The organism is Oerskovia sp. NPDC060338 (assembly GCF_042726295.1).
GTDB lineage: Bacteria > Actinomycetota > Actinomycetes > Actinomycetales > Cellulomonadaceae > Oerskovia > Oerskovia merdavium.
In genome coordinates, this window is sequence record NZ_JBHXCQ010000001.1 from 212,824 (window position 1) to 230,617 (window position 17,794).

17 protein-coding genes are annotated in these 17,794 nt (G+C 72.9%); 13 read left to right on the forward strand and 4 right to left on the reverse strand.

Annotation, left to right across the window (positions count from 1 at the left end; all coding sequences use genetic code 11):
* Nucleotides 1-50: 50 nt before the first annotated feature.
* Complete coding sequence (locus ACFWGN_RS01000) at nucleotides 51-515, forward strand: hypothetical protein (protein WP_377615279.1); 465 nt, start codon at nucleotides 51-53, stop codon at nucleotides 513-515.
* Between the two features lie 140 nt (nucleotides 516-655).
* Here the strand turns inward: ACFWGN_RS01000 and ACFWGN_RS01005 are convergent, their stop codons facing one another.
* Together ACFWGN_RS01005 and ACFWGN_RS01010 are read right to left on the reverse strand one after the other, a co-directional pair.
* Nucleotides 656-1,450 carry a phosphonatase-like hydrolase gene (locus ACFWGN_RS01005; protein WP_377615280.1) on the reverse strand — a complete coding sequence of 265 codons (795 nt, stop codon included), beginning with the start codon at nucleotides 1,448-1,450 and terminating at the stop codon, nucleotides 656-658.
* A complete protein-coding gene (locus ACFWGN_RS01010; RefSeq protein WP_377615281.1) occupies nucleotides 1,447-2,460 on the reverse strand; it encodes a GntR family transcriptional regulator in 1,014 nt (337 codons plus the stop codon). The genes ACFWGN_RS01005 and ACFWGN_RS01010 overlap by 4 nt, the downstream gene beginning before the upstream one ends.
* Nucleotides 2,461-2,626: 166 nt before the next feature.
* Here ACFWGN_RS01010 and ACFWGN_RS01015 point away from each other — a divergent pair, with 166 nt between their 5' ends.
* The 6 genes from ACFWGN_RS01015 (at nucleotide 2,627) to ACFWGN_RS01040 (ending at nucleotide 8,257) form a co-directional block, all read left to right on the forward strand.
* A complete protein-coding gene (locus tag ACFWGN_RS01015) occupies nucleotides 2,627-3,838 on the forward strand; it encodes a TIGR03364 family FAD-dependent oxidoreductase (RefSeq protein ID WP_377615282.1) in 1,212 nt (403 codons plus the stop codon).
* A 68-nt stretch (nucleotides 3,839-3,906) separates the two neighbouring features.
* Nucleotides 3,907-4,842 (forward strand): phosphate/phosphite/phosphonate ABC transporter substrate-binding protein, encoded by a 936-nt coding sequence (locus tag ACFWGN_RS01020; RefSeq protein WP_377615283.1) that lies wholly within the window; start codon nucleotides 3,907-3,909, stop codon nucleotides 4,840-4,842.
* A gap of 141 nt (nucleotides 4,843-4,983) precedes the next feature.
* On the forward strand, nucleotides 4,984-5,904 hold the full coding sequence (locus tag ACFWGN_RS01025) for a phosphonate ABC transporter ATP-binding protein (protein WP_377615284.1): 921 nt from the start codon (nucleotides 4,984-4,986) through the stop codon (nucleotides 5,902-5,904).
* The gene (gene phnE / locus ACFWGN_RS01030) at nucleotides 5,901-6,791 is read left to right on the forward strand and encodes a phosphonate ABC transporter, permease protein PhnE (RefSeq protein WP_377615285.1); all 891 of its coding nucleotides are present in this window, start codon (nucleotides 5,901-5,903) and stop codon (nucleotides 6,789-6,791) included. The genes ACFWGN_RS01025 and phnE overlap by 4 nt, the downstream gene beginning before the upstream one ends.
* Nucleotides 6,792-7,115: 324 nt before the next feature.
* Nucleotides 7,116-7,709 (forward strand): hypothetical protein, encoded by a 594-nt coding sequence (locus ACFWGN_RS01035; RefSeq protein WP_377615286.1) that lies wholly within the window; start codon nucleotides 7,116-7,118, stop codon nucleotides 7,707-7,709.
* Nucleotides 7,706-8,257, forward strand: coding sequence for an OmpA family protein (locus tag ACFWGN_RS01040; RefSeq protein WP_377615287.1), 552 nt, complete (start codon nucleotides 7,706-7,708; stop codon nucleotides 8,255-8,257). The genes ACFWGN_RS01035 and ACFWGN_RS01040 overlap by 4 nt, the downstream gene beginning before the upstream one ends.
* A gap of 121 nt (nucleotides 8,258-8,378) precedes the next feature.
* On the opposite strand, the gene ACFWGN_RS01045 is transcribed toward ACFWGN_RS01040, so the two are convergent.
* Both ACFWGN_RS01045 and ACFWGN_RS01050 read right to left on the reverse strand, forming a co-directional pair.
* The gene (locus ACFWGN_RS01045; RefSeq protein WP_377615288.1) at nucleotides 8,379-9,308 is read right to left on the reverse strand and encodes a type IV toxin-antitoxin system AbiEi family antitoxin domain-containing protein; all 930 of its coding nucleotides are present in this window, start codon (nucleotides 9,306-9,308) and stop codon (nucleotides 8,379-8,381) included.
* Nucleotides 9,309-9,503: 195 nt separating this feature from the next.
* Nucleotides 9,504-11,831, reverse strand: a complete 2,328-nt coding sequence (locus tag ACFWGN_RS01050) for a cytochrome c oxidase assembly protein (protein ID WP_377615289.1) — start codon at nucleotides 11,829-11,831, stop codon at nucleotides 9,504-9,506.
* A 249-nt stretch (nucleotides 11,832-12,080) separates the two neighbouring features.
* Between ACFWGN_RS01050 and ACFWGN_RS01055 the strand changes: the two genes are divergently transcribed.
* The 6 genes from ACFWGN_RS01055 to ACFWGN_RS01080 are packed head-to-tail and all read left to right on the forward strand — an operon-like array spanning nucleotide 12,081 to nucleotide 17,788.
* On the forward strand, nucleotides 12,081-13,079 hold the full coding sequence (locus ACFWGN_RS01055) for a MoxR family ATPase (RefSeq protein WP_191805118.1): 999 nt from the start codon (nucleotides 12,081-12,083) through the stop codon (nucleotides 13,077-13,079).
* Between the two features lie 10 nt (nucleotides 13,080-13,089).
* Nucleotides 13,090-14,016, forward strand: coding sequence for a DUF58 domain-containing protein (locus ACFWGN_RS01060; protein WP_377615290.1), 927 nt, complete (start codon nucleotides 13,090-13,092; stop codon nucleotides 14,014-14,016).
* Nucleotides 14,003-14,521 (forward strand): hypothetical protein, encoded by a 519-nt coding sequence (locus ACFWGN_RS01065; RefSeq protein ID WP_377615291.1) that lies wholly within the window; start codon nucleotides 14,003-14,005, stop codon nucleotides 14,519-14,521. The genes ACFWGN_RS01060 and ACFWGN_RS01065 overlap by 14 nt, the downstream gene beginning before the upstream one ends.
* A complete protein-coding gene (locus ACFWGN_RS01070) occupies nucleotides 14,515-15,621 on the forward strand; it encodes a VWA domain-containing protein (RefSeq protein WP_377615292.1) in 1,107 nt (368 codons plus the stop codon). Before ACFWGN_RS01065 ends, ACFWGN_RS01070 begins: the two co-directional genes overlap by 7 nt.
* Entirely contained in the window at nucleotides 15,618-16,670 is a 1,053-nt protein-coding gene (locus ACFWGN_RS01075; RefSeq protein ID WP_377615293.1) for a VWA domain-containing protein, read from the forward strand. Before ACFWGN_RS01070 ends, ACFWGN_RS01075 begins: the two co-directional genes overlap by 4 nt.
* Entirely contained in the window at nucleotides 16,667-17,788 is a 1,122-nt protein-coding gene (locus tag ACFWGN_RS01080; protein WP_377615294.1) for a hypothetical protein, read from the forward strand. The genes ACFWGN_RS01075 and ACFWGN_RS01080 overlap by 4 nt, the downstream gene beginning before the upstream one ends.
* The last annotated feature ends 6 nt before the right edge of the window (nucleotides 17,789-17,794 follow it).

Consider the following 17,794-nt stretch of genomic DNA (forward strand, 5'->3'; position numbering starts at 1 on the left):
TCACGGCGGGGGGCCCAGGTGCGTCTCCGTGTCGGGCGCATACTGGAGCCGTGCCCAAGGTTCCCCTCCCCGCCCTGACCGTGTGCGCCGCCGTCGGGCTGCTCCTGACAGGCTGCGGGTCCGAGCCCGCCCAGGACCTCGACGAGACCGTGCTCGCGGGGGTCCAGGCCGCAGGCCGCGCCGACGGCGAGCTCGACCTCATCAGCACGACCCACTTCGACTGGCAGAAGGCCGTGATCGTCTGCCCCGGTGACGACGTGACCGAGGTCGCCGAGGCCGCCGGGAGCGACGCCGGACCGGTCACGGGCGACCTCCCCAACACGGTCGACGTCGGCACGGGCTACCTCGTGTTCGTCAACAACAACGAGGTCGCGCACACCGCGACCCTGCGCCTGGCCCAGGCCGACGTGTGCAGCGAGGACCTCTCGATCGCCAACCGCGTCCTGAGCCCCGGCAGCGCGACGCTGCACGTGGCGCGCGGGACGGGCGACGGCTGGATCGTGACGCGCAGCTGAGGGGTGCGGCCGGTCCGGCGGGTCCGGCGGCTCCTGCGGGTGCTGCGGGTGCTGCGGGTGCCGAGCACGAGGTTGCGATCGTTCCCAGCGTGAGAACGACCGCAACCTCGTGCTCGGCGACCCTCGGAACCGCGCCGGCGTCAGGCGTTGAGCCGCGCCACCAGCCCGGGGAGCTCGGCGACCGAGTCGAGCAGGAAGTCGTGCCGCTCACGCCCCAGGTCCGCCGCGCCGAGCTTGCCCGTGAGCACGCCGACGACCGCCCCGGCCCGCGCGTTGACTCCCGCGCGCAGGTCGAGCACTGTGTCCCCCGCGGCGAGCACGCGCGCGACGTCGAGCACGCCCGTGCGCTCCATGTCGCGGTGGATCATGTAGGGCGCGGGACGTCCGAGCGGCACCTCGTCGGCGCACGTCACGGCGTCGAGCGTGACCTCGGGCGAGAGCCACTGCTCGGCGCCGGCCGCGACCGTCCAGCCCAGCACGTCGAGGATCCCCTGGGTCACCTCGCGCGTGAAGCCCGTGGTCAGCGCGACCTTGACCCCCGCGGCGCGCAGAGCCGCGAAGGCCTCCGGCGCGCCGGGGATCGGGGTCGGCGGGTTCAGCAGGTAGGCCTCCTGGAGGAGCGCGGTGAAGCGCGCGAACGCGGCGTCGACCGTCGCGTCGTCGGGAGCGTCGTCGGGAGCGCTGGGAGTGTCGGCACCGATCGCGAGCAGGGCCGTGATCGCCGCGCGCTTCTCGGCCCCCATCCAGTGCTGGATGTCCGACGACGTCGCGCCGCTCCCGTGCTCGAGGACCGCCGCGTGCAGCGCCTCGTAGACCGCGCCGCCCTCCTCGACGGTCGTGCCCGCGATGTCGAGCGCGACGAGCTCGATCACGAGGGGTCGGCGGGCGGCGGTCGTGGCCGGGCTGGTCGTGGAGGTACTGGTCGTGCTGGTCATGCGGTGGGCTCCTGGTTCGGGTCGGTGGCTGCGGGGCCTGTGGTGGCTGCGGTCTCGGCCGTGCCGGCAGTGCCAGCTGTGCCAGCAGTGCCAGCTGGGCCGGCTGGGCCGGCTGGGCCTGCCGTGCCAGCGGTGAAAGGGTCGAGCCCGGCCGTGGGCGACACGAGCGACGCGGCGGCGGCCGACGCCGTCGGGAAACGGACCATCGAGAGCGACGTGTCCTGGGTGTTGTCGATCGTGAAGGCCGCGAGCTCGGGCAGGTAGCGGTCGTCGGCGTACTCGACCGGGACGCCCGCGGCGTTGCGCGTGGTGCGGCGCTCGCGCAGCAGCGGGGCGCCCGCCGCGACCTCGAGGAGGTCGGCGTCGGTCTCGTCGGCCGCGACCGCGTCGATCACGTGCCGGGCCGCGTGCAGGTCCGCACCGCGTGAGATGAGGTGGTCGTAGATCGAGCCCGTGTCCGGGTCGAACTCGAAGATGAGGCGCCCGACGGGCTCGATGAACGTGTCGCGCTCGACCATCGCGGGGACGCCGTCGAGCAGGCGCAGGCGCAGGACCTCGACCACGGGCGTGCCCTCCTCGAGGCCCAGGGCGTCGGCCGCGACGCCGTGCACGCCGCGGCGCGCGACCTCGACGGTCCGCTGACCGGGCACGCGCCCCACCCCCGCGGCCCAGCGGCTGAAGGACAGGAAGGTCTCGAAGGGCTGCGGGACCGCTCGCGAGCGCACGACCGGCGGTCGCCCCTGCCCCCCGCCGATGAGCCCTTCGCTGCGCAGCGTCCCGAGCGCCTGCCGGACCGTGCCGCGCGAGATCGAGAACTCGGCGCACAGCGCGGACTCGGAGGGCAACGAGTCGCCGATCGCGTACGTACCGGACACGATCCGACGGCGCAGCTCTCCCAGCACGTGCTGGTGCAGCGGGCCGTGGGGCGCGGTGGCCGCGTGCGGCGTGCGGGACGGGACGCCCGCTCCGGGTGGCGGGACGGCATGCGGGGACGACGAGGATGGTGCCATGACTTGACCATACAGGCGCCCGTTCCACGGTGGACCGAGAAACGGGTGACGGTCGAATGAACCTGGCACACAGCGCGCCAACCACAGGTGAACACTCCGGAAACTTGTCTGGACAAGTGCCGGATTCGCTTGATCGCGGCTCGGACGGCACGGCAGTGTCCGTGTCGTGAGCAGCACACCACCGCCGTCCCGGGCCGCCTCGACGGGCACACCCGGCACGACCCCCCGCACCGGGCCCGACCTCCCCGCCCGCGTCGACCTCGTGGTCGTCGGGGCCGGCATCGTCGGGCTCGCGCACGCGGTCGAGGCCGTCGGTCGCGGACTCTCGGTCCTCGTGGTCGAGCGCGACGACCGTGCGGTCGGCGCCTCGGTCCGCAACTTCGGGCACGGGTGCTTCACCGCGCAGGACGGCGAGGCCCTCACCTACGCGTTCACGGCCCGCGAGCGCTGGATCCAGCTCGCCAAGGAGGCCGACTTCTGGCTCCGTGAGTCCGGCACCGTCGTGGTCGCGCGCGCCGACGACGAGATGCAGGTCCTCCAGGACTTCGCCCAGGTCCGCGACGGCCACGCCCGCCTGCTCGACCGCGACGCCGTGCTCGACCGCGTCCCCGGCGACCCCGACGAGGTCCTCGGCGGCGCGTTCCTCCCCCAGGACATCCGCGTCGACCCCCGCGAGGCCGTCCCCGCGATCGCCCGCTGGTACGCCGAGCAGCGTGGTGCCCACGTCGCGTGGTCCACCACGGTCCAGGGATTCGAGGCCGGCAGCGGCGTGACCCTCGTGCGCACCTCCCGGGGCGACGTCGTGACGACCAAGGTGATCCTCGCCGTCGGGCACGACGTGGACCGGTTCTTCCCCGACACGGCCCGCACCGCGGGCATCCAGCGCTGCACGCTCCAGATGCTGCGCGTCGACGCCCCGGCAGGCGCAGCCGGCGGGCCGCGCGAGATCGACCCCGCGATCTTCACGGGCACCTCGATGCTCCGGTACAACGGGTTCCGCCTCTCCCCCGCGCTCGCCGCGGTCCGCGAGCGCCTCACGGCCCAGCACCCCGCCCTGATCGACGCCGCAGTGAACCTCATGGTCACGCAGCGCCCCGACGGGACGCTCACGCTCGGCGACACGCACGCCTACGCGACCACGCCCGGGCCGTTCCACCCCGAGGCCCTCGACGAGCTCCTGCTCACCGAGGCCGCGCGGCTCTTCGGCACCGGTCCCCTCACGGTCCGCGAGCGCTGGCAGGGCGTCTACGCCTCCGCTCCCGCGCCGTTCCTCAACGCCACGCCCATGCCGGGCGTGCGCGCCGTGTCGGTCACGTCCGGCATCGGCATGACCACCGCGCTCGGGCTCGCCCCGCGCGTGCTCGACAGCTTCCTCTGACGAACCCGCCTCACCCGTTCCACCGACCAGACCAGCCTCTCTCGCGAACCCCCACACCAGGAGAAGACATGCACCGCAGCCGCACCGGCCAGGCCACCTCGGTCCTCGCCGCCGCACTGCTCCTCGGCACGCTCAGCGCGTGCTCGACCGGCACCGCCGACGCGGGCACCGGCACCGACGGCACCGCCTCGGCGACGTGCCCGAACGGCGCGATCCGCTTCGGCATCGAGCCCTACGAGGACCCCGCCAAGCTCGAGCCCGCCTACCAGCACCTCGCCGACGCGCTCGCCGAGAAGCTCGACTGCCCCGTCGAGCTCACGATCGTCGAGGACTACTCGGCCGAGGTCCTCGCCATGGAGAACGGCAAGCTCGAGCTCGCCCAGTTCGGCCCGCTCGGCTTCGTGTTCGCGAGCGAGCGGGCGGACGCCGAGCCCCTCGCGTCGTTCGGCCTCGCCGACGGGACGCTCTCGAGCTACACCGCGGGCATCTGGGTCCCCGTCGACTCGCCCGTCCAGAGCATCGACGACCTGCCGGGCCACACGCTCGCGCTGGGCTCGACCGGTTCCACCTCGGGCGACGCCCTGCCCCGGTTCGCGATCCTCGACGCCGGTCTCACCGAGTCCGACGTCGAGATCACCTACGCGGGCGGCCACCCCGAGGCTCTCCTCGCCCTGACCAACGGCCAGGTCGACGCTGCCCAGATCAACTCCCAGACGCTCGCGACCGCCGAGCGCGAGGGCACGTTCGACTCCTCGAGGTACCGCCAGATCTGGGAGTCCGACGCCATCCCGAACGACCCCATCACCGTCGCCGGCTCGCAGAGCCAGGAGTTCAAGGACGCCGTGCGCGACGCACTCCTCACGCTCGACACGGCCGACGTCGAGGCCATCGGCGCGTTCCTCGACGTCGACCCGGCGGGCCCGCTCGTCGAGGTCGACGTCGACACGTACAAGCCGCTGTTCGACCTCGCGAAGACCCTCGAGCTGACGTCCGACGACGTCTGATCCCTCGGGACGGTGCGGGTGGGGCGCCCGGCGCCCATCGCCCGGCGCTCCACCCGCACCCGTTCGCCCGGTCGACCACCACTGCCGACCGCCCTCTCTCCCCGCGGGCTCGCGTCCCGCACCAGCAAGGAGTTGTTCCAGATGGCTTCACACCACGGCGCGGTCGAGCCGGGCTCGCCGCGCGGGCCCGGCTCGGCCGGGGGCGTGCTGCACCTGCCCGACGGCGTCCGCTCGCCCGGTCTGCACGTCCGGGACCTGCGGGTCCAGTTCAGCACCCGGTCCGAGGGCGGCGAGAACGTGCTGCGCAGCGCGGTCGACGGCATGGACCTCGACGTCGCTGCGGGCGAGCTCGTCGCGATCCTCGGCGCGAACGGGTGCGGCAAGTCGACCACGCTCAAGTCCGTGATCGGGCTCGCGCCCGTGACCTCGGGCGAGGTGTGGGTCGACGGCGAGCAGGTGCACCCTCACCACAGGACGTCCGCCGCGGACCAGCACGAGGCCCGACGACGGGTCGCCATGATCTTCCAGCAGGTCAACCTCGTGCGGCGGCGCACGGTGCTCGACAACGTGTGCGCCGGGGCCCTCGGACGCCTGCCCCTGCGACAGTCGCTCGTCGCGTCCCTCTTCCCCCGCGAGCTGCGCGCCGAGGCCATGCTGTGCCTCGAGCGGGTCGGCCTCGCGGACCGTGCGCTCGACCGGGTCGGCCAGCTCTCGGGCGGTCAGCAGCAGCGCGTGGCCGTCGCCCGGGCCCTGTGCCAGCGGGCGAGCGTGCTGCTCGCCGACGAGCCGACGTCGGCTCTCGACCCCGCGGCCTCGACCCAGGTCATGGAGCTCCTCGCGACCCTCGCGCACGACGAGGGCCTGGCGGTCGTCGCGGTGCTCCACGACCCCGAGCTCGCACGCGAGCACGCCGACCGCCTCGTCGGGATGGTCGCCGGACGCGAGCGGCTCAACGGTGCGCCCGACGCCGTGACGCGTGACGCCGTCGAGCACCTGTACGCGGTGGACACCGCCGCCCCGACGACCGACGGCCTGACCGCCGGAACGAGGATCCCCGCATGACCACCACCGCCCCCTCGCACGCGCCCCGACCGCCCCGCGGCGCTGCCCGCGACCGCACCGACGGCCCCTCGCGCGAGCGGCTCGAGCACGTCGTCGTGCCCACGGCCCACCGCTCGGGCCGGCAGGTCACGACCTGGGTCACCGCCGGTGCCGTGCTGCTCGGGCTGCACGTCCTGGCCTGGCAGGGCACCGGCTTCTCGATCAGCGCGCTCGTGGGCGGCTGGGAGGGCATGGCCCGGTTCGTCGGCGAGGCGTTCCCGCCCGACCTCGACTGGTCGACCGTCGTGGCTCCCGGGCTCCAGGCCACGCTCGTGACGCTGTGGATCGGGCTCCTCGGGACCACGCTGTCCATCCCGTTGTCGCTGCTCCTCGCGGTGCTCGCGGCCCGCGGCAGCACCCCGGGGTCGTTCTGGTACCAGGGCTCGCGCGCGATCCTGTCGTTCTTCCGCGCCGTGCCCGACGTCGTGTTCGCGCTGATCTTCGTGACCGCCGTGGGGCTCGGGCCCTTCGCGGGGGTGCTCGCGCTCGTCGTCCACAACACGGGCGTCATGGGCAAGCTGTGGGCCGAGGCCATGGAGGAGATCGACCCCGGGCCAGCCGACGCGCTGCGCTCCAACGGCGCGGGCCGGACCCAGGTCGTCACGCACGCGGTGCTGCCCGCGGTCGTGCCGCAGTTCCTGGGCCTGCTGCTCTACCGGTTCGACGTCAACGTGCGGTCCTCGCTCGTGCTCGGGCTCGTGGGCGCGGGCGGGATCGGGTTCCTCATCAACAAGTCGATCAAGCTGTTCCGGTTCGACGAGATGCTGACCTACAGCCTCATGGTTCTCGTGCTGGTGTGGGTCGTGGACCGGTTCTCGTCGTGGGCCAGGGCGCGGATCGCGGTCTGAGCCTCCGGGCGCTTCGTGGTGCCCCGTGGTGGGGCGTGGCTCCCCGTGGTGGTGCCGAGCACGAGGTTGCGGTCGTTATCCGGCAGATTCCGACCGCAACCTCGTGCTCGACTGCGCGGAACCTCGTTCTCGCGGCCCGGCCGGGGTGTGCGGCAAAGGAGGGCCGGCCGAGGAGGGCGGTGAGGAGGGCCAGCCGGACAGCGGCACACGGGCACCGACCGGGCACCGGACCCACGGGCAGTTCTCCCCATGGGAGAGATGCAGGTGCGTCATCGATTCTCTGAGACAGTGTGGGCGATCCCCACCCTCGATCGGAGCACCACCATGCGCACTTCCGTGCACCGCACGATCACGGCGACCGCACTCGCCGTCTCCCTGGTCGCCCTGACCGGCTGCTCGCTCCTGGCGGGAGGCGAGCCTGCGCCGTCGGGCACCCAGAGCCAGGCCGCGAGAGCGCCGGGCACGAAGGCGGAGCCAGCCGCCGCGCCCAGCATCTCGCCCGTCGACCCCGACGCCGTGGTCCTCGAGGAGACGCTCGACGTCCCCGGGCGCCCCGGCGACACGGTCCGCGTGGGCATCGAGTCGCTCACCGTGCGGGGCGACCTCACCGAGCTGCGCGTGATCTTCACACCGACCGCCTCGGCCGACGACGGCGGGGAGCGCAGCGTCTACGAGCTCACGGGCGCCACCTCGTTCGACGCCGCGCTCGTCGATCGCGAGAACCTCAAGAAGTACGTCCAGATCGTCGACGAGAGCTACGACCCGATGGGGTCGAGCATCTTCACGACCACCGCGGTCGGCGGCGAGTCCGTCCGCTGGACCGGCGTCTTCGCAGGTATCGAGGACGACGTCGCGACGCTCGACGTGAGCGTCGTGGACTCGTGGCCCACGTTCGAGAACATCCCGGTGACACGATGAGGCCCGCACGCGCCGTGCTCGGCCTCACGGTCGCCGCGCTGCTGCTCGGCACGCTCCCGGCGTCCGCGACCGTCGACGCACCGGTCGAGTTCGACATCACGACCCTGCCCGAGCCGACCGCCGAGCAGATCGCGGCGTCGATCTCGCGCTTCACGCTCGAGGGCAGCGTCCAGACGATCGACACGGTCGAGACCCAGGGCGAGGAGACCGTCATCACCCTGACCTCGGACATCCTGTTCGAGGTCGACGGCGCGGAGGTGTCCCCCGCAGCGGCGGCGGCCGTCGCCGGGCTCGTCGCGAACGTGCCCGACGGCGCGACCCTCTCGGTCCACGGTCACACCGACTCGGTGGGCGACGACGTGCACAACCTCGACCTGTCGCTGCGGAGGGCCCAGGCTGTGGGGGCCGCGGTCGCCGCATCGAGGCCCGACCTGGTGCTCGACGTCCAGGGCTTCGGCGAGACGCAGCTCAAGACGCCCGAGGAGGGCGACGACCCGGGGCCGGCGCGGGCCGAGAACCGTCGCGTGGAGCTGCGGTTCAAGGGCTGACGTTGTCCTGGTGCCGCCTGGGGTGCCGAGCATGCGGTTGGCGTTCGAAAACCCGCGGATCCGAACGCCAACCGCATGCTCGAGTGACGACGACCGCATGGTCGGCACCGTCGGGCCCTACCTAGCGCCCCAGCATCCTCCGCACGACCTGTCCCACCCCCGGGAGATCGCGATGGGTGAAGCGCAGCACGTCTACCCGACCGGTGGCGACGATCAGGTTCTGTCGGTACCGATCGGCATAGACAGCGCTCGGCTCGCCGTGCACCTCGTGGCCGTCCATCTCCGCCACGAGCCACCGGCCGCTGTCCCTCCGCCACGCCATGTCTCCTCGGAGAGTGGACATCCCGTCCGGGTGCTCGATCGGCAGCTGAAGCACAGTCGGCGGGACACCCTCGTCGAGGCAGTCGAGCCTGCCGAAGGACTCGAGCGGCGACTCTGCGCGCGCGTCCGCAAGGGCCCAGAGCTCATGGGTCCGAGCGACGCCCCTCCGCCCGCGAGCCATGTGGTGGGCGACCTCCAGACCTTGGCGGCCGATCGCGCCGCGGTGGAGTGCCGAGTCGAGGACCGCCAGTGCGTTCGCTCGCGGGAGCTCGGGGACCGCCTGGGCGAGCGCCCAGTCGAGAGTGACGAGTCGTCGCGACCCGACGCGAGTCGTCGTCATCCCGTTGTCGAACTGACGCAGCCGCATCGCAGCGCGGTCGACACGGTTCACGGCCCGCGGGAGTGCCGCTTCGGGCCTGATGCTGGCGGGTAGCCCCTGGATCTCGTGGAGCGCAAGGGCACAGGCACCTACCGCGACCGCCTCCGGTCCGAACGCGAGCAGCGCCGCCCAGGCCGCGCGGCGGCGTCGTTCGCTGAACGACCGTTCGCGGATCGGGAGATTCGACGTGTCGTAGACCGCCCGTGCGATGCGAAGCCAGATGCCCCGTGTGACGTACCCACGAACCTCGCCGTCGGTGAGCCCTGCGGCGCACGCCTGACGGACATCGACCAGGCCTGCCTGGTCGGCTGCGAGCGTGAGGAGTGCGGGCGGGACCGGGCGTCGAGGCATCGGTCCAGTTCAGCGGATCCGTCCGAGCCGCACCGACGACCCGCAGGCCTTTGTGGACGTGAGGGTGACGGTCAGCCCTGTGGACAGGCCAGCCCCGGGTCGAGCATGCGGTTCACGTCCGTCGAGCATGCAGTTCACGTCGAGAATCGACGAAAACTGAACGCCAACCGCATGCTCGGCACCCCAGGAGCCTGCTCAGTCCTTCGCGTCCCGCTCCGCCATCTTCGCGAGCATCTCGTTGTACTCGTCCATCTCGACGTCGCCCACCTGGTCAACACGCCGGTCGCGCCGCTTGGCCTCGCGGTCGTCGGACCTCGACCACATGATCGCGACGATGATCGCGAGCGAGAGCGTCGGCAGCTCGCCGATCCCCCACGCCACGCCTCCGCCTCGCTGCTGGTCGGCGATCGCCGTGATCCCCCAGTCGTGGCCCAGGAGCCCGAACCACTCGGGCACGAGCAGCGCCGTCCCGGTCGTGAGCGCGACACCGAAGAACGCGTGGAACGCCATGGTCGCGAACAGCAGGAGCAGGCGCTGGGGCCAGCCGGGCCGGTGCGGACCGGGGTCGATCCCGATGAGCGCGTTCGCGAACAGGTACCCGGCGAGCGTGAAGTGCAGCAGCATCGCGAGGTGCCCGACGTACGTCGTCAGCGCGAGCTCGAACGCGGGCGTGTAGTAGAAGACGATCATCGAGCCGGCGAAGTTCACGGCCGCGACGACAGGGTTCGCGAAGAACTGCCCCCACTTCGAGGTCACGAGCGCGAGGACCCACTCGCGGGGCCCGCGCGAGCCGTCCTTGCGCACGGGCACGGCGCGCACGAGCAGCGTCACGGGGGCGGCGAGGACGAGGAAGATCGGCACGACCATCGCGAGGACCATGTGCTGGACCATGTGCGCGCTGAACAGCACGTGCCCGTACATCGCGGGCCCGCCGTTGGTGACCCAGAACAGGATGACGATGCCGAAGCACCACGAGATCGTGCGTCCCACGGGCCACCTGTCGCCGCGCCGGGCGAGGCGCCGGACCCAGCGCAGGTAGACGACGAGCGCCGCGACGCACGCGAACGCGGGCAGCAGGTCCCAGCGCCACTCGGTGAACCACCGGCCCAGGTCCGGCTCGGGGGGCAGCGGGTGGCCCGTGACGATCTCGGCGGGCGTGGGGAGCGCGGGGGGCTCGTCGGGGATGGGCGGGGCCGTCGAACCGAGGGCCACGGCGACGCCGGACACGGCCCCCATGACGAGCAGCTCGACCGCGACGAGCCGCCAGAACAGCCAGGTCGCGGCCTTCTCGGTCGCGGGAGCCACGGCGGTCCGGGCAGCGGCCGCCCCCTTCTTCTGCCCGACGGCGGAGCCGCCCGCCGTCGTCGCCCCACCCGGGGCGGTGGTCGCGCGGGCCGAGGCAGCGGCCTCCTTGTCGGCCGCGGCAGCGACCCCTCGCCCACCGGTCGTCCTCCCCGCCGGACGAGCGTCTCCCGCGGCACGCGCGGACCCGCTCGCGCCGCCCGACCCACCGGCAGCCCCGCCGCGTCCCCGGCCGGCCGCACCCGCCGGGCCGACTCCCTGGAGCCTTCGCACGACGAGCTCGCGGTGCGCGAACCCGAGCGCCCCGAGCACGACCATGAGCCCGACCTTGGCGAGGATCAGGATGCCGTAGTCGGTGCTGAGCCCGTCGATGCCCCCGACCCGGATCCAGGCGTTCGCGACGCCCGAGACCGCGACCGCGACGAACGACCAGCCCGCGATCGAGGAGTAGCGCGAGACCGAGGAAGCGAACGACGTCCGGTCGAGCCCGCCGCGCAGCCGCACGATCGCGAGGACGCCGAGCCCGCCGATCCACAGGGCCGCGCCGCCGAGGTGCAGGAACATCGAGGAGATCGCGAGCTCGTGGCTCGCCGCGCCCGCCGTGTGACCGGTGTTGGCCTGGAACGCGAGGGCCGAGATCGCGAGGAGCGCGGTCCAGAGCGCGCCCGTGGGGGTGCGGACCGCGAGCGCGCACGCCGAGGTGAGCGCGGCGACGATGATGACGCCCAGGAGGCTGCGGCCCAGCGAGATCTGGGTGACGAACGCCGCGAGCTGGTCGCCGAACCCGATGCTCGAGACGGGCATGCTCGACAGCACCGAGTAGCGCAGCACGGTCTGCACGACGGTCAGCACGGCCCACGTGGCCGACGCCGCACCGGCGACCCCGAGCGCCCGGCGCATGGGTGGGCCGGCGGGCAGCACGCAGGCGGCGAGGACGAGCGCGCCGATCGTGAGCGAGATCGCGAGCTCGGTGAGGACCGTGGAGACGGGCAGGCCCCAGCGGGAGACCGCGCCGGGGTCGGCGAAGCCCGTGAGCGCCTCGAAGGCTCCGGAGAACGCTCCGGCGGCCAGGACCGCGAGGACGGCGACGACGACCGCGGCCGGTCCGGCCGCCACGAGCCACCAGGGGTTGCGCGGGGAGTCGACGACGTCCCGGCCGGGGGTGCGCGCGGCCCGGTCGGGCGCGGTTCCTGGGGTGCTGCGGGGGGCGGTAGCGGTCACCGGTCCAGGGTAGGCGGCGTGCGGCGGATCGTGGTATTCCCGCTGGTCGGCCCCTCCCGTGGGCGAGGAGCCGCGCCCGGTGGGCGGCGCACGGGTGGGGACCTCGCACCATGTCCCACCTGTGGAGAACCCGGTCCCGCGTCAGGGTCCGCTGGCATACTGGGCCGGGTTCGCACGGCGTCCCCCTCGTGGGCGACGGCCGTGACCACGTCCTCAGCACGACCCGAGCACACGCGAAGGACCTCCACCATGGCCACAGGTCACGGCAGCATCTCCACGACGGACCTGGACCGTGCGGGTCACCTGCTCAAGCGCGTCGAGCAGGTGTTCGACCAGCGCGTCGTCGGGCAGGAAGCCCTGCGCACGGCCCTGATCAGCTCGCTGCTGGCGGGCGGCCACATCCTGCTGGAGTCCGTCCCGGGCCTCGCCAAGACCACGGCCGCACAGACGCTCGCGGCGGCGATCAACGGCTCGTTCCGCCGCATCCAGTGCACGCCGGACCTCATGCCCAACGACATCGTGGGCACCCAGATCTACAACTACGCGACCGGGTCGTTCACGACACAGCTCGGGCCCGTGCACGCGAACCTGGTGCTGCTCGACGAGATCAACCGGTCGAGCGCCAAGACGCAGTCGGCGATGCTCGAGGCCATGCAGGAGAAGCAGACGTCGATCGGCGGCGAGAACTTCCCGCTGCCGTCGCCGTTCATGGTCCTCGCGACGCAGAACCCCATCGAGGAGGAGGGCACGTACGTGCTGCCCGAGGCCCAGATGGACCGCTTCCTCATGAAGGAGGTGCTGACGTACCCGGCCCCCGCGCAGGAGCTGGAGATCCTCGACCGCATCTCGACAGGGCGCATGACGGCGCCCATCACGGCCGAACCCGTGAGCATCGACGACGTGGTGTTCCTCCAGCGCCTGGTCGACGACGTGTACGTCGACGAGTCGATCAAGCGGTACATCGTCGACCTCATCAACACGACCCGGCTGTCGGGGCCGCGTCCCGTCCCGGGCCTCGACCAGCACGTGCGCGTGGGCGCGAGCCCGCGCGGCGGGATCGCGCTCATGCGCGTGGGCCAGGCCCTCGCGATCCAGGCGGGTCGCGCGTTCGTCATCCCGGACGACATCAAGGCCGTGCGCTACTCGGTCCTGCGGCACCGTCTGGTGCGCACGTTCGACGCGCTCGCGACCAACGTCCAGCCCGAGCAGCTCATCGACGCCGTGTTCGACGCGGTCCCCACCCCGTAGGGCGCGGTCCATGGCAGACGTGTCGCGACTGGCCCAGGTGCGAGCCAGGCTCGAGCTCCCGCTGGCCCGGCGGGCCTCGGGGCTGCTCGAGGGGCGGCACCGCTCCGTCCTCAAGGGGCACGGGCAGGACTTCGACGACCTCCACCTGTACGCGCCCGGCGAGGACGTGGGTGACATCGACTGGAAGTCGAGCGCCCGCGCTGGCATCCCCGTGGTGCGCAGGTTCGTGCGCGAGTCCAACGTGAACCTGGTCCTCGTGGTGGACACGGGACGCAACATGGGTGCGACCGCGGCGAGCGGCGAGCCCAAGGCCGACGCGGTGAGCTTCTGCTGCGCGCTCGTGGCCTACCTCGCGCGCGACCGCGGCGACCGGGTCGCGCTCGTCGCGGCGGACGCCGGGCGCATCGTCCAGCTCCCGCCCAGGGCCAGCACGCAGGACCTCGAGCTCATGCTCCGCACGGTCGAGAAGCAGCTGAGCGTCGACGCGCCCGCGAGCGACCTGAACCGGGCGCTCGACCGGGCGCTCAACGCGTTCCAGCGGCGCTCGCTCATGGTCGTCGTGACGGACGAGGCCCGCCCGGGTCCCGAGCACGAGCGCCTGCTGCGGCGCCTGCGCGTGCGCCACGAGGTCATGGTCGTCGCGGTCGCGGACCTGTCGCCCGTCGGGGTGGCGACCGTCGGCGCCACGGCCGGCCCCGCGGCGCACCGTGCCCTCGGAGCGGTCGCGGACGTCGACGGCACGCTCGACCTGCCGCCGTTCCTGCGGGGTCGCGTGGACGTCGCCGAGGGCGCGGCGCAGGCCGTGCGTGCCCGGCGCGAGTCGGTCGTGGCCCTGCTGCGCACCCTCCAGGTGGAGGCCGTGAGCGTGACCGGGACCGACGACGTCGTGCCTCGTTTCGTCGAGCTGCTGGGGAGGGCGAAGCGTGCCCGACGATGAGCTCTACGCCCCGGTCCTCTACAGCGGCTGGTGGGCAGCCCTCGGGGTCGCCCTGCTGCTGCTCGTGGTCGGGTGGATCGTGTTCGCGTTCCTCTCGACGCGCGCGTCGGCCGAGGAGAAGGCCCAGCCCCCGGCCCCGCGCCTGCCGACGGGACCGTACGACCCGTACGCGGGCCTGCGCGCCGAGTTCGAGGCTCATCTCGACGCGGTCGAGCAGCGCTACCTCGCGGGCGAGCTCGACGAGCGCGGGCTCCACCTGGCGCTGTCCAAGGAGGTCCGCGGCTTCGCGTCGGGTCGTCTGGGCGTGGACGCCTCGGTGCTGACGCTCTCGGAGATCGAGCGCATGACGGGCACCCAGCACCTGACGCGCCTCATCGCGCGCTACTACCGCCCGTCGTTCGCGGAGTACGACGTCGACCCGCTGGCCCGCCTCGACGAGCACGGCGTCACCCCCACGGGCAGGGACTCGATCGACCGCGCCCGCACGGTGGTGAGGACGTGGTGACACCGCTGGCCGCAGCTCCCGCGGTCCTGACGCCCGGGCCGCAGGGCGCCTCGATCCTGTGGCCGTGGCTCCTCGCCGCGGTCGTCGTCGTGGTCCTCGCCGCGGGTGCGGCGGCCTGGTGGCTGGCACGCCGCCGTCGGGCACGCGCGGAGCAGGCGCGGGACGCCGACGGCGTCACGTGGGTCGCGAACTCGTCCTACCTGGCGCAGGTCCCCGCCTTCGCGGCGTGGGTGCGCCGCTACCGGACGCTGCAGGTCGCGGGGCTCGTCGGGCTGCTCGTGGCCCTCGTCGGGGTCGGCGCGGTCGCGGCGCGGCCGGTCGAGACCGACGTGGTCGTGGACCGGCTGGGGACCCGCGACATCGTGCTGTGCCTCGACGTGTCGGGCTCCATGACCGCGTACGACGGCGAGATCCTCAAGGTGTACTCGGAGCTGGTGGACAACTTCGAGGGCGAGCGGATCGCGCTGTCGATCTTCAACTCGACGTCGCGCACGGTGTTCCCGCTGACCGACGACTACACCCTGGTCAAGGAGCAGCTCGCGGCGGGCGTCGCAGCGTTCGACAAGGACCCGAGCACGCTTGACTTCACGCGCGAGGGCGACGAGAAGGACATCCTGGAGTACCTCACGTACACCGCGGGCACGCTCGCGAACGAGTCCGCGGCGAGCCTCATCGGGGACGGGCTGGCGAACTGTGCGCTGCAGTTCGACGAGGAGGCCACGGAACGCTCGCGCTCGATCATCCTCGCGACCGACAACTACGTGGCGGGCGAGCCCATCTACACGCTCGAGCAGGCAGCGGCCCTGGTGACCTCGCGCGACATCACGCTGCACGGGATCTACGGGGGCTCGGACCTGTACGCGGGCACACCCGAGGAGGTCGAGTACCGCGACGTGGTCGAGGCGGGCGGCGGGCTGTACTTCCTCGCGGGAGACCCGCAGGCCGTCGAGGGCATGGTCGAGGACGTCGTGGCGCAGCAGGCCGTCGAGCTCGACGCGAGCCCCGAGGTGATCGTGACGGACCTGCCGACGGTCTGGTTCCTCGTGGCGACCGCAGGTGCCGCGCTCCTGCTCGTCGTGGCCTGGAGGTTGCGCGAATGACCTTCCACCCGTTGATCCCCCTGTGGGCGTGGGCCGTGGTGTTCGTGCCGCTGCTCGGGCTCGCCGTGTGGCAGCTCGTGGCCGCGCTGCGAGGCTCGTCGCGGGGCTCCGCCGGCAGGCAGGGCCCGCCCGCGGGCCCGCCGGGCGCGTGGGCGCGACGCACCGCGCTCGTCGCCGTCCTCGCCGTGATCGGCCTCGGGCCCTCGGTCCCCGTGACGGACCGGGACACGTCGGTCGCGAACGTCGACCTGTTCTTCGTGGTCGACCGCACGGGCTCCATGGCTGCCGAGGACTTCGACGGCACGAACGAGCGCCTCGTGGGCGTGCGCCACGACATCGCGAGCCTCACGGCCGACATCCCGGGCGCCCGCTACTCGATCATCTCGTTCGACTCGCAGGCCAGCCGCCAGCTCCCGCTCACGACCGACGCGCGCGCCATCACGTCCTGGGCCGACACGTTCAAGCGCGAGATCACGCTCTACTCCAAGGGTTCGCTCACCGACCGACCGCTCGACGAGCTGCGCGACGCACTGCAGGGAGCCGCGGCCGAGCGCCCGTCGAACATGCGGCTCGTGTTCTTCCTGTCCGACGGCGAGCAGACCGCGGACGGCGAGCCCCGCTCGTTCGAGGACCTCGCCCCGCTCGTCGACGGCGGCGCGGTGCTGGGCTACGGCACCGCGGAGGGCGGGCGCATGAAGGAGTACATGCCGGGCGAGGACCCGGCCGCGGCCGAGTACATCGAGGACCCGTCGCAGGCGACGATCGACGAGTCCGAGGTCCCCGACGCCCTGTCGATCCTCGACGAGGAGAACCTGCGCGCGATCGCCGACCAGCTGGGGGTCCCGTACGTGCACCGAGAGACGACGAGCCCGACGGCGGAGCTCGTCGCGGGCGTCGACCCGCAGCAGGTCGCGGCCGACGGCAGGCGCCTCGTCACGGCCTACCGCCCGATCGTGTGGCCCTTCGGGCTCCTCGCTGCCGGCCTCCTGGGCATCGAGGCATGGTTCGCGGGCCGGTCCGCGGCCCGCCGGGTGGGGGTGCGCGCATGAGCGGCGACGGTGTGCCCCCGCAGCAGCCCCCGTGGGGCAGCGCGAACGGGTCGGGTGAGCCCTCCGGTTCCCCGGCCACCGGGGGCCGGCCTCCGCGGCCGGCCCCGCCGTGGGGCGGGCCGTCGACGGTCCGCCCCGGCGCGCCGTACCCGCAGCCGCCCCGCGCGCAGCGGCCCGGCCTGCGCTCCCCCCGGGCCGCGGCGCTGCGCTCCAGGCGGCTGCGCCGTCGGGCACTGCTGCTCCTCCTGCCGATCCCGCTCCTGGTCGCCGCGATCGTGCTCGGGGTCAAGCTCGCGTTCCTGCCCGTGATCGCCTCGATGGGTTCCGACGACTACGACGCGGGCGACTACTCGGACGCCGCCGACCTGTTCGACGTCCAGAAGACCATGAACGTCGTCGACCCGTGGAAGGCCTGGTTCAACACCGGGACCGCGCGGCACAGCAGCGGCGACGACTACACCGCGATCAACGACCTCCACCGGGCCTACGACCTCGCCGAGGGCGAGGACCCGATGGTCCGCTGCCAGATCCAGGTCAACCTGTCGATCTCCTACGAGACCTCCGGGGACTACGAGAAGATCACCGCCGACGACTACATGGCGCAGAAGAAGGCGCTCGAGGAGGCTCTCGCCTCCCGAGCTGCGGGCGAGGACTACGACGCGACCGTGATCGACCCCTTCGGTGACGGCAACGAGCTCACGCCCGAGCAGGTCCAGGACGACGCCACGACCTGGTACTCGTTCGCCGAGCGCTCGTTCGCGACGGCCGAGCAGGTGCGCGGCTGGCCCGGGTGCGAGGACCGGTCGGAGCAGGAGAAGGAGCAGAACGAGCAGTCGGTCCAGCGCCTGCAGGACAAGCAGCAGCAGGCCCAGGACGCGCAGCCGCAAGAGCCCCAGGACCCGCCGGAGGGCGACGAGCAGGAGCAGCCCGAGCCCGACCAGACCGAGGAGGAGCGGGCCGAGGCCGAGCGGCAGGAGAAGCTCCAGGAGCAGAACTCCGAGGCCAGGGACGACGAGGACCAGAGCCAGCAGGAGTACCAGAACTACTACGGGGGCGACGAGCCCGCGGGGGGCACGGGCGAGGAGCAGGGCGGCGGAGGCTCGACCAAGAACTGGTGAGCGACG